This window comes from Pseudomonas sp. GW821-FHT09A09 (assembly GCF_059418405.1).
This window is the reverse complement of the sequence record NZ_JBWKPU010000036.1, coordinates 62,617-72,060: the sequence shown is the minus strand read 5'-3', so window position 1 is coordinate 72,060 and position 9,444 is coordinate 62,617. Positions and strand designations below refer to the sequence as shown.

Sequence of the window (9,444 nt, the reverse complement as noted above, 5' to 3'; positions counted from 1 at the left end):
CCCCCCCCCCCCCCCCCCCCCCCCCCCCCCCCCCCCCCCCCCCCCCCCCCCCCCCCCCCCCCCCCCCCCCCCCCCCCGTGCTCCTACAAGGGTATGTGGCAATCCGGTTATTCGGCGATCAGCCAATCCATCTGCCACCCACCCTGGGTCTGGCCAAGCTTCTTGGACAGCCACGGCAGTAGCTCGCGCAGTTCCTCTTCCAGGCCCCATGGCGGGTTGGCAATCGCCAGGCCCGAGCCGGTCAGGGTGTTGGGCGTGTCCAGCGGATGCACCAGCAACTCCACACGCAACAACTTTGGCGCGCCGGTGCCGGCCAGGTCCTGGTAGAAGCGACGCAACATGCGCTGGTCCTTCACCGGGTACCAGATCGCCGCAACGGTCTGGCGCATGCGGCCGACCGCCTCCTTGAGCGACGCCGCGCACCGCTGCATCTCGTCAAGCTTCTCGAACGGCGGATCGATCAGCATCAACGCGCGTTTTTCCGGCACCGGCAGTAAGGCACGCGGCACATGCCAACCTTCGCCCAGGTGCACTTTGACGCGACGGTCGCCCTTCATGTTGTCCTTGAGCAACACGCCGTCGTCCGGGTGTTTCTCATTGAGCAACACGCGGTCTTGAGGGCGCGTCAGCCGACGCGCCAGCTCCGGCGAGCCCGGGTAGTAGCGCAACTGGCCATCCGGGTTCATCTCGTGCAGCACGCGCATATAGTCGGCAGTCAGGGGCGGCAGGTCGCTTTCGCCCCACAGGCGCGCAATGCCTTCCAGGTACTCACCGGTGCGGTTGGCCTGGTCACCCTGCAAGTCGTACAGGCCGATGCCCGCGTGGGTGTCGAGGTAGGCGAACGGCTGCTCCTTGCGCGACATCAGGGCGATGAGGCGGGTCAAGGTCAGGTGTTTGAAGACATCGGCGTGATTGCCGGCGTGAAAGGCGTGACGATAATTCATGGTTGCTCCTGCGCAGGGGGCGAAGTTTACCTTCTACAGGGGCAAAGGTGCAGGGCTGCGTGTCGGGCGAGGCATATGCCGTAAACGCAGGCGGAGTACTTAAAACGGTCTAATCGGTTATGTGTGGGCGGGCTTGCCGGTGATGCGGGTGGCGGGGTATTACCTGCACTCCGCGCTGACGCTATCGCCGGCAAGCCGGCGCCTACGGTGTCGCGGCGCCCATGGAATCCAAGGAGGACAGTCACCATCATGAAAGACGCTACCATCGCCCTGCACCACGGCTTCAAGTCGGACCCGACCACCAAGGCCGTCGCCGTACCGATCTACCAGAACGTGGCCTTCGAGTTCGATAACGCCCAGCACGGCGCCGACCTGTTCAACCTCGACGTGCCCGGCAATATCTACACGCGCATCATGAACCCTACCAACGACGTGCTGGAGCAGCGCCTCGCCGCCCTCGAAGGCGGTATCGCAGCGTTGGCGGTATCAGCCGGCAGTGCCGCGATCCATTACGCGATCCAGACCCTCACCCGCGCCGGCGACAACATTGTCACCACGCCACAGTTGTATGGCGGCACCTACACGCTGTTCGCCCATTTGCTGCCCAGCTTCGGCGTCGACGTGCGCTTCGCCCGCGATGATTCTGCCGAAGCTATCGCCGAGCTGATCGACGACAACACCAAGCTGGTGTACTGCGAAAGTATCGGCAACCCCGCTGGCAATATCATCGACCTGGAAGCCCTGGCAACGGTGGCTCACGCCCGTGGCGTGCCTTTGGTCGTGGACAACACCGTGGCCACGCCGATCCTGTGCAAGCCCATTCAGTTCGGCGCCGATATCGTGGTGCACTCAGTCACCAAATACATCGGCGGCCATGGCAACTCCCTGGGCGGTGTCATCGTCGACAGCGGCACCTTCCCCTGGACCGACTACCCGGAGAAATTCCCCGGCCTCAACAACCCCGAGCCGGCCTACCACGGCGTGGTCTACACCGAAAAATTCGGCCCCGCCGCCTTCATCGCCCGCGCCCGCACCGTACCACTGCGCAATACCGGCGCAGCCCTGGCCCCGATGAACGCTTTCCTGCTGCTGCAAGGCCTGGAAACCCTGGCCCTGCGCATGGAGCGCCACACCGAAAACGCCCTGAAGGTCGCGCAGTTCCTGCAAGGCCATGCCGCCGTGGAGTGGGTCAGCTATGCCGGCCTACCGGACCACCCGCACCACGAACTGGCGCAAAAATACCTGCAAGGCAAACCCTCGGCGATCCTCTCGTTCGGCCTCACAGGTGGCTACCAGGCCGGCGTGCGCTTCTACGACGCACTGCAAATCTTCAAGCGCCTGGTGAACATTGGTGATGCCAAGTCCCTGGCCTGTCACCCCGCCTCCACCACCCATCGGCAGATGAACGAGGCAGAGCAGGCCAAGGCTGGCGTGAAACCAGAGATGATCCGCCTGTCAGTGGGCATCGAAGCCATCGAAGACTTGATCGAAGACCTTCAACAGGCTCTGGCCTCAACCCAGCTCTGAAGCCAGGTAGTCGGCCAGCGCTTCATGGCTGATACCCGGAGAGCGCGCGAAATAGGCGACCTTGTGCTGCAGGGTCGTCGGCGTGAAGGCGCTGTAGAGGTCGGGGCGCTGCTCTTCGAGCCATTGCAGCAGGTTGCCGATCAGGGTGTGCGGTGATTGCTCTGCCAGGTGTTCCAATAACGGTGCAGGTGCTTTCCACCAAGGGCTGGCTTTCGCAGCAGTGACCGGGCCAGCCGTAGTAGTCAGCGACTGGCCATTGATCAGGTAACGCTGGAAAATCGGCAATATTTCAGCCCCACACTGCTGAAGGATCGGCAGAACCTGAGCGCCATCCCAGAAACGCAAAAACACCTCTTGGCCGTCGGGCAGGTAGACCTTCGTAAGGCTTTGCAAATGCGCAGCCACGGTTTCCAACGAGCAGGACGATACCGCCAGCCAACCCCAGTCGGTTGATTCGGTGGTTGCTATCCAATCGAGAAAAGGACTGTCGGGTTCGATCACGGCGACGTAGGGCATTACCTCGGCCCATTCGGAATAGGCTGTGCCTGCCCAGATGGGTTGTGGCGACATTCCGACTGCGATTTTTCGCCAAACATCGACCGGGTTCACGTCGCTGGCCTTGCTTAGAATGACGAAGACATTCTCAACAGTCTGAAGCGGGCTGTGGGTTAACCAGATTTTTGGTAATAACTTATTCGGCATTAGGCATACCTCATTCAAAGTAAGATGCAAGCAGTGATTCGCCTTTTCAAACTAATTGCAGCCACGAACAATGCACCAATACAACTCCCCCCAAAAAACACCCACCTATCTAAAACCAGTCAACTTCTTCCCACCCCACAAGGCCCCCTATTAAAAGCAAAATTAAAACACCAAGAAATGAGGCCATTGAGCAAATACCGAGACTTCTCAAAACAACTTTTAGTGCCGTCGGAAACTCAGCATAGTCTTCAGCACTGAGACTCCCGTGCCTTATAGATTGTTTGGGAAAGGCGAAAGCCCCGATCACATCTCTTATGGCCCAAGATCTACTTATAGGGTCCCAACCAAGACTTTCATCTTGGCTTATAATCCGCCAACTACGCTTTAAGTTTTTCCGGATTTTTTCGATCTTAAAATAAGATAGGTATAACGCCCACACAGGCGTAATCAAAAGAAAGAAAGAACTCAAAAACATCAAGCACTGGTAAATAATCTTTGCTTCTTTAAAAGACAAAATCGAGTCAACAATATTGGAAACGTCAGCACCCATCATAAGTCAATGTAAAACCTCATAAAATTTCTCGCCTAATTTTTCACCTCTATTACCAGACAGCGTACTTACACTTGCCGTGGCGGCACCTACAACTACAAGCCCGCAAACAACCCCTCCGACACCTAAAGTACCGACCCCAATAACAGCACAAACAAACCCTGCGCTTGCGACACCTGCAGCGCCCCCCAGCGCGGCGCCAACGACCTCTCCCGTGAACTTCCCTCCCTCCATAAACTTCACTTTTTCACACTCCGCAGTTGTTCCAACTCGACATGTTTCCTTCACCTTCAACGCTGAGGCCGATGCCCCCAACCCGATACCGACAAAACCACCAACCTTCATGTATTGGCTCGCCCGCGCTACGCCCTTTATGTGCGTCGCATAACCGGGTATTCCTTCTGATACGCCCGCCTTTAACCAATGATGGACAAGGCTGCGACTGGAGATCCCCATGGCACTTTTCAGCTTCGGGTGATCGGGAATGCCAACGCCTTTACGCACCAGAGGTCCAAGACCGTTATCCAACTGGCTCAGCAAAAACTTTCGCTCCGAGAAGAACTCAGCGCCTTGCAGCTTTCCGCTTTTTTGGAACGTTTCCACATGAAGCCCCTCGAGGCGTTTAAGGGTTTTTTCAATATCCCCCAGGTGCTTACCAACCATCGTCGTCCCAACCCCCACCGCCGTAGACCCCTCCGCCAAAAAACTCCGAATGACCTCATGGTGCTCAACCATAAACGCCGCCTCCTCTTCACTCATCGGCGTCACTGCATCGTTCACCTCACGTGCCGCTTCCATCAGTAGCGCTTCTTCACGCGTGCATTTGCTGTTGAGCGGATCGCTAAGGACGAGCATCTGCCCCGGCTTGGCGTATTGCGTGAGCTGCGGATTGAGGCTGCGAAAACGCTCCAGGACGATCGCGCTGGGCGATTCGAACAGCGATTTTTCCAACGCATCCCGAGACATCGCGCGCTGCACGATATGAAACCCGGGTTCGACATCGGAGGCTTTACCATCAGCCCCCCCCCACCCCCTTACTACCGTGTTGCGTAACGTCGCACTGACCATCCTTGCAACGCTCGCACTCTTCGCAAAAGGGCGCGCTACGCTTCAAGCTGGCGACTTGCGCGGAGCTCAGAGGTGCGGGAATTACTGCCAGCAACTTCTCCTTGATCCCGGGCGTCAACGGTGAAGCTGGCGCAGCAGGCACCCCACCCAGCATGATCGGCACACTGCTGAAAATCCCTGCCGCCGACAACGTGATCGACTGCCCCCCGGCCTGAATCGTCACGATGGCGCCCGCATCAATCACGACGCTTTGCCCTGCCCCAATCTGGATGGTTCGGCCTGCACGCATCTGCTGCGAACCGCCGACCAGCAGGTGGTCATCCTGCTTGAGCTCAGTCAGGCGATTGCCGTGGGTGATGCGTTGTTCCTCACCTTGCAATTCATGGTGCGACTCACCACCCACCTTCACCTGGCGCCGGTTATCCACCTGCACCTGCTGGTCATTCAGCACATGCTGGTTCCAATCCCGCTGGGCACGCAGGTAGATTTCCTCAGCGCCTTTGCGGTCTTCAATACGCAGTTCGTTGTAGCCACCTCCACCGGGGCTGCTGTGGCTGCGCCAGATACTGCGGGTCTTTTCCGCTGGCAGGTCGAGAGGCACCGGGGTCGCCGCATTCGGCAGGCAGCCCATCACCACCGGCATGTCCAGGTCGCCATTGACGAAGCCCACCAGCACTTCCATCCCGACCCGTGGGATAAGCACCGAGCCGTAGCGGTCATGCGCCCACCCGGTGGCCACTCTCAACCAACAACTGGAATGCTCGTTGTACTCCCCGGCGCGATCCCACGCCATTTGCACTTTGACCCGACCGAGCTCATCGCAATGGATTTCGCTGTCTCCAGGGCCGGTGACCACGGCATGTTGATATCCGGCTACAGCCGGTCGCGGTTGCTCGGGCATCGGAGGACGAAAGAGCACATCCCAAGGTACGGCAACAAATTCATTGCGATAGCCCTGGCGAAACTCACTACCCGCCACCTCAGTCACCGCTTCTTCCAGCACCTGGGGTTGCTTGCCTTCGTGGGTGACCTGCGTCACCAGCCACAAGTCATTCCACCCTTCACGCGGGTGGCCTGCGAGCTTCAGAAAACGCCCGCAAAGTAATGCAGGCTCATCACCGTTGCCATGGGCCACGCGAGCGTCACTGCGGTGACGCTCAAGGCCCCGTTGCGCGAGGTACTTGCCATGGGCGCGATCACTGAAATAACCGGGATAGTCTTGCGCTTCCAGGCTGGGAAGCTGCTCGCCAGCCTGGACGCTTTCGAGCGCCAGGCGCGGCTTGCGGAAATCATAATCACGCAGGTTCAACGCCGTGGTGCGGGTTTGCAGTTGCACCGCAAAACGCTTGATCGCCGGTGTATCGGCCACCATCCCTGAACCGGGCATGTAGGGCGTGGCGTGATCGGCCTGGGCAAATACGGTTTGGTCATCACCGAACACCAGCAGGTGCCGTTCGGCTGAATGCTGGAAGTGATAGTGAATGCCCTGCTCGGCGCACAGCCGTTGGATGAACGCCAGGTCGGTCTCACCGAACTGCACGCAATATTCACGTTCCGGGTAGGTGCCACTCAAGCGGAACTCGAAGCGGTCGCTCTGAATGCCCTGCCCCGCCAATACCTGCGCAATAACCTGCGGCACGGTCTTGTGCTGGAAAATACGCTGGTGGCTGCTGTGGGCCAAATACGCCAGTTGCGGCACAAGACTGATCTGGTAACGCGTAAGGCGACGCCCGGAGTCGCCCTGGGCCACCCGGTAGACCTGGCCGTGGACGCCGTGACCTTTATCGTCAAAACCCAGGTACACCTGTCGATGCAGCAGGCTTTCCAGCTCAAGATCGGGCTGTTCGCCGACCAGTTCCAGGTCGAAACAGTAGGGCTGGCTGATGGCTTCGGTGCCGGTGAAACCGAACACCTTGAGCTCACTGGGCTCTCCATCGAGGGTCAGGGTAAACGCACTTTGATTGGCAGGAGCGAACATCCGGTGTTTCTCTGCGAAGGGTGGGCGACCGATTCTGCACCAGCTTTGCCCGGGCCTGAGCGGGCCGCTGGAAAATCAGTCGCGTCCTACGTTTGAAGTGCCTGATTCTTCATGTGCGGGGCGTCGTAGACACCTCGACGCCGTGCTAGCGTAACCGCCCCTCTTCGCACAATTGCCGGTAAAGAACATGGGTACACGCTACGCAAAAATCACTCTGGTCCTCGCCCTTGCCGCCTTCGCCAGCCTGGTCGCGTTCAACAACATCACCGACTACGGCTCCAATTTTGCCTTCGTCAAACATGTGTTGAGCATGGACACCACGTTTCCCGGCAACGCCGCCATGTACCGCGCCATCACCGCGCCCTGGCTGTGGCACGGCGCGTACGGCCTGATCATCCTCGGCGAAGCCCTCACAGCACTGCTGCTAGCCTGGGGCGCGCTGGCGTTGTGGCGCACCCGCCAAGGCAGTGCTGCTGCATTCAATCGCGCCAAGGTACGCGCCACCACCGGCCTCGCCCTCGGCTTTGTGGTGTGGTTTTTCGGTTTCATGGTGGTGGGCGGTGAATGGTTCCTGATGTGGCAGTCCCACCAATGGAATGGCCAGGATGCGGCCTTCAAGTTCTACATGGCGATTGTGGGCGTGTTGATCTTTCTCAACCAGCCGGACACAGATTGAACCGACCATAAAAAAGGCCCGCCATCCGTAGGATGCGGGCCTTTTTTCAACTCAACGGACGCTCAGCGCCCGACGAATCATTTGTTGAGGTTGTAGTCTTTTTCCGCAGCATCAAAACGCTCGACCATACCTGCCGTCGGCGCGCCCAGCTTGCTTACGAAGTAGATCGCCAGGCTGGCAAAGATGAAGCCCGGGATGATTTCGTACAGACCCAGCAAGCTGAAGTGTTTCCACACGATCACGGTGATCGCGCCGACCAGGATGCCGGCCAATGCGCCGTTGCGGGTCATGCCTTTCCAGATCACCGAGATCAGCACCACAGGGCCGAAGGCCGCGCCGAAACCGGCCCAGGCGTAGCTCACCAGGCCCAGGACGCGGTTGTCCGGGTTGGCAGCCATGGCGATGGCGATCAGGGCAACCACCAGCACCATCGCGCGGCCAACCCATACCAGCTCAAGCTGGGAGGCATTCTTGCGCAGGAAGGTTTTGTAGAAGTCTTCGGTCAGGGCGCTGGAGCACACCAGCAGCTGGCAGCTCAAGGTACTCATCACGGCAGCCAGGATGGCCGAAAGCAGCACGCCGGCGATCCATGGGTTGAACAGCAGCTTGGCCAACTCGATGAACACACGCTCGTGGTTTTCGGTGACCGGGCCCGCCACTTCCGGATGGGCCGAGAAGTAAGCGATACCGAAGAAGCCTACCGCCACGGTGCCGCCCAGGCACAGGATCATCCAGGTCATGGAGATGCGACGTGCATTGGCGATCGACTTGACCGAATCCGCCGCCATGAAACGCGCCAGGATGTGCGGCTGGCCGAAGTAACCCAGGCCCCAACCCATCAGCGAGATGATGCCGATGAAGGTGGTGTTCTTCAACATGTTGAAGTTGTCGGGGTTCTTGGCTTCGATGGCCAGGAAGGTGGTGTCGACGCCACCGGTGGCCAGCAGCACGATGATCGGCGTGAGGATCAGCGCGAAGATCATCAGCGTGGCTTGTACGGTGTCGGTCCAGCTAACAGCCAGGAAACCACCGACGAAGGTGTAGGCAATTGTCGCTGCAGCGCCGGCCCACAGCGCCGTTTCGTAGGACATGCCGAAGGTGCTTTCGAACAGACGGGCACCGGCCACGATGCCCGAGGCGCAGTAAATGGTGAAGAACACCAGGATCACCACCGCGGAGATGATCCGCAGCAGGCCGCTTTTATCTTCGAAACGGCTGGAGAAGTAATCCGGCAGGGTAAGGGCGTCGCCGTTGTGCTCGGTCTGTACCCGCAGGCGACCGGCGACAAACAGCCAGTTGAGGTAGGCACCGACGATCAGGCCGATGGCGATCCAGCTTTCCGACAGGCCGGACATGTAGATCGCGCCCGGCAGGCCCATCAACAACCAGCCGCTCATGTCGGAAGCGCCGGCGGACAAGGCTGTCACTACGCTGCCGAGGCTGCGACCGCCCAGGATGTAATCGGAAAGGTTGTTGGTGGAGCGATAGGCCATGAAGCCGATCAGCACCATTGCTGCGATGTAGATCACGAACGTGATCAGGGTTGGATTACTAACGCTCATAAGAGTGACGCCCTGGCTTTGTTTTTATGTAGCAGCGGTCTGTGAGACGGCCACCCGTTGACAACCGGGTAGACGAAACGGCGTGCCGCGCATTTATGACTGACGTTTCCCCAGGAAAGCCGTCAGCCGATGCACCGGCTCGTTGAGCCGGTTGCACCTAGGGCGCGAATGCTATTCAACAAAGCAAATAAGGTGCAACCTGTTTCTTGAGAATTAGTTGCACCTAAAGGTGTTTTACGGAAAACACCGCGTTTTTGCTCCTTTTCGGAGCAAGAACAGCCGATCTCAGAAGCAAATGCACCAAGGCACAGCGGAATCCGTCGAGCGTGTATTTTTTCCCGATCACGATCGAAAAATTCATGAACAAAAAGGGTTGCACCCGGTTGCACCTCCTCATTGGCAAAGCTAATCTTGCCGCCAGCAGATGCCACTCGGTA

9 protein-coding genes are annotated in these 9,444 nt (G+C 59.0%); 2 read left to right on the top strand and 7 right to left on the bottom strand.

Annotation, left to right across the window (positions count from 1 at the left end):
* Positions 1–107: 107 nt before the first annotated feature.
* Positions 108–944, bottom strand: coding sequence for a 23S rRNA (adenine(2030)-N(6))-methyltransferase RlmJ (locus tag AC07OV_RS25190; RefSeq protein WP_060755160.1), 837 nt, complete (start codon positions 942–944; stop codon positions 108–110).
* Positions 945–1,193: 249 nt separating this feature from the next.
* Here AC07OV_RS25190 and AC07OV_RS25185 point away from each other — a divergent pair, with 249 nt between their 5' ends.
* A complete protein-coding gene (locus tag AC07OV_RS25185) occupies positions 1,194–2,471 on the top strand; it encodes an O-acetylhomoserine aminocarboxypropyltransferase/cysteine synthase family protein (protein ID WP_495093194.1) in 1,278 nt (425 codons plus the stop codon).
* On the opposite strand, the gene AC07OV_RS25180 is transcribed toward AC07OV_RS25185, so the two are convergent.
* The 4 genes from AC07OV_RS25180 to AC07OV_RS25165 all read right to left on the bottom strand — a co-directional run bounded on the left by AC07OV_RS25180 (position 2,457) and on the right by AC07OV_RS25165 (position 6,769).
* A complete protein-coding gene (locus tag AC07OV_RS25180) occupies positions 2,457–3,173 on the bottom strand; it encodes a DUF4123 domain-containing protein (protein ID WP_494998596.1) in 717 nt (238 codons plus the stop codon). The two genes, AC07OV_RS25185 and AC07OV_RS25180, sit on opposite strands and share 15 nt — an antisense overlap.
* Before the next feature lie 109 nt (positions 3,174–3,282).
* Positions 3,283–3,723 carry a hypothetical protein gene (locus AC07OV_RS25175; protein ID WP_495093193.1) on the bottom strand — a complete coding sequence of 147 codons (441 nt, stop codon included), beginning with the start codon at positions 3,721–3,723 and terminating at the stop codon, positions 3,283–3,285.
* A 6-nt stretch (positions 3,724–3,729) separates the two neighbouring features.
* Positions 3,730–4,689: a hypothetical protein gene (locus AC07OV_RS25170; RefSeq protein WP_495093192.1), complete on the bottom strand. Its 960-nt coding sequence runs from the start codon at positions 4,687–4,689 to the stop codon at positions 3,730–3,732.
* 49 nt (positions 4,690–4,738) lie between these two features.
* Complete coding sequence (locus tag AC07OV_RS25165; RefSeq protein ID WP_495093191.1) at positions 4,739–6,769, bottom strand: type VI secretion system Vgr family protein; 2,031 nt, start codon at positions 6,767–6,769, stop codon at positions 4,739–4,741.
* 187 nt (positions 6,770–6,956) lie between these two features.
* Here AC07OV_RS25165 and AC07OV_RS25160 point away from each other — a divergent pair, with 187 nt between their 5' ends.
* Positions 6,957–7,445 (top strand): DUF2165 family protein, encoded by a 489-nt coding sequence (locus AC07OV_RS25160; protein WP_494998594.1) that lies wholly within the window; start codon positions 6,957–6,959, stop codon positions 7,443–7,445.
* Between the two features lie 77 nt (positions 7,446–7,522).
* Here AC07OV_RS25160 and putP read toward each other — a convergent pair whose 3' ends face one another.
* Both putP and AC07OV_RS25150 read right to left on the bottom strand, forming a co-directional pair.
* Positions 7,523–9,007, bottom strand: a complete 1,485-nt coding sequence (gene putP, locus AC07OV_RS25155) for a sodium/proline symporter PutP (protein ID WP_494998593.1) — start codon at positions 9,005–9,007, stop codon at positions 7,523–7,525.
* Between the two features lie 122 nt (positions 9,008–9,129).
* Complete coding sequence (locus AC07OV_RS25150) at positions 9,130–9,438, bottom strand: hypothetical protein (protein WP_494998592.1); 309 nt, start codon at positions 9,436–9,438, stop codon at positions 9,130–9,132.
* Positions 9,439–9,444: the final 6 nt, after the last annotated feature.

What these genes read in the sequence shown, in the direction of transcription:
- AC07OV_RS25170 (WP_495093192.1), bottom strand. Translation starts at nt 4,689, where the DNA reads ATGTCTCGGGATGCGTTGGAAAAATCGCTGTTCGAATCGCCCAGCGCG.
- AC07OV_RS25165 (WP_495093191.1), bottom strand. Translation starts at nt 6,769, where the DNA reads ATGTTCGCTCCTGCCAATCAAAGTGCGTTTACCCTGACCCTCGATGGA.
- AC07OV_RS25160 (WP_494998594.1), top strand. Translation starts at nt 6,957, where the DNA reads ATGGGTACACGCTACGCAAAAATCACTCTGGTCCTCGCCCTTGCCGCC.
- AC07OV_RS25180 (WP_494998596.1), bottom strand. Translation starts at nt 3,173, where the DNA reads ATGCCGAATAAGTTATTACCAAAAATCTGGTTAACCCACAGCCCGCTT.
- putP (WP_494998593.1), bottom strand. Translation starts at nt 9,007, where the DNA reads ATGAGCGTTAGTAATCCAACCCTGATCACGTTCGTGATCTACATCGCA.
- AC07OV_RS25190 (WP_060755160.1), bottom strand. Translation starts at nt 944, where the DNA reads ATGAATTATCGTCACGCCTTTCACGCCGGCAATCACGCCGATGTCTTC.
- AC07OV_RS25175 (WP_495093193.1), bottom strand. Translation starts at nt 3,723, where the DNA reads ATGGGTGCTGACGTTTCCAATATTGTTGACTCGATTTTGTCTTTTAAA.
- AC07OV_RS25185 (WP_495093194.1), top strand. Translation starts at nt 1,194, where the DNA reads ATGAAAGACGCTACCATCGCCCTGCACCACGGCTTCAAGTCGGACCCG.